This is a genomic window from Mesorhizobium sp. M7A.F.Ca.CA.001.10.2.1 (genome assembly GCF_003998575.1).
GTDB lineage: Bacteria > Pseudomonadota > Alphaproteobacteria > Rhizobiales > Rhizobiaceae > Mesorhizobium.
Genome location: NZ_RZQY01001351.1, coordinates 1 through 461, shown reverse-complemented (window position 1 = coordinate 461; position 461 = coordinate 1). Strand labels below are relative to the sequence as shown.

Below are 461 nucleotides of genomic sequence, written 5' to 3'. Positions count from 1 at the left end.
GGCCGCGGCTGGTGCGGACGGTGCCGTTGACTGGGGCACCGTCCGCACCGGCCGCGGACGCGGCGGCGCCGGCTGCGGCCGGTCCGGTCGCACCGTCCTTCGATGTCGTGCGCGTCGAAAGCAATGGCTCGATTGTCGTCGCCGGCAATGCGGCGCCCAACGCCAAGGTCGAGATCCTCAACGGCTCGACGGTGCTTGGCTCGACGGTCGCTGGTCCCGATGGCGCCTTCGTTATCATTCTCGACGATCCGCTGAAGCCCGGTGATTATACGATCGCGCTGCGCGCGACCACGGGCGATGTCGTAACGCCCTCGGTGCAGACCGCCGTGGTTTCGGTTCCCAAGGATGCGGCCGGCCAGGTGCTGGCCATGGTCGAGGAGCCGGGCAAGCCGGCCGAATTGCTGACCGTTCCCGCGCCCGCGGCAAAGCCGGCTGCTCAGGCCACCGCGCCGGCTGCTCCC

1 protein-coding gene is annotated in these 461 nt (G+C 70.3%); it reads left to right on the top strand.

What is annotated here, in order from left to right; genetic code table 11:
• A partial coding sequence (locus EN964_RS37025) for an Ig-like domain-containing protein (protein ID WP_373565090.1) occupies positions 1-461 on the top strand: 461 nt, incomplete at both ends.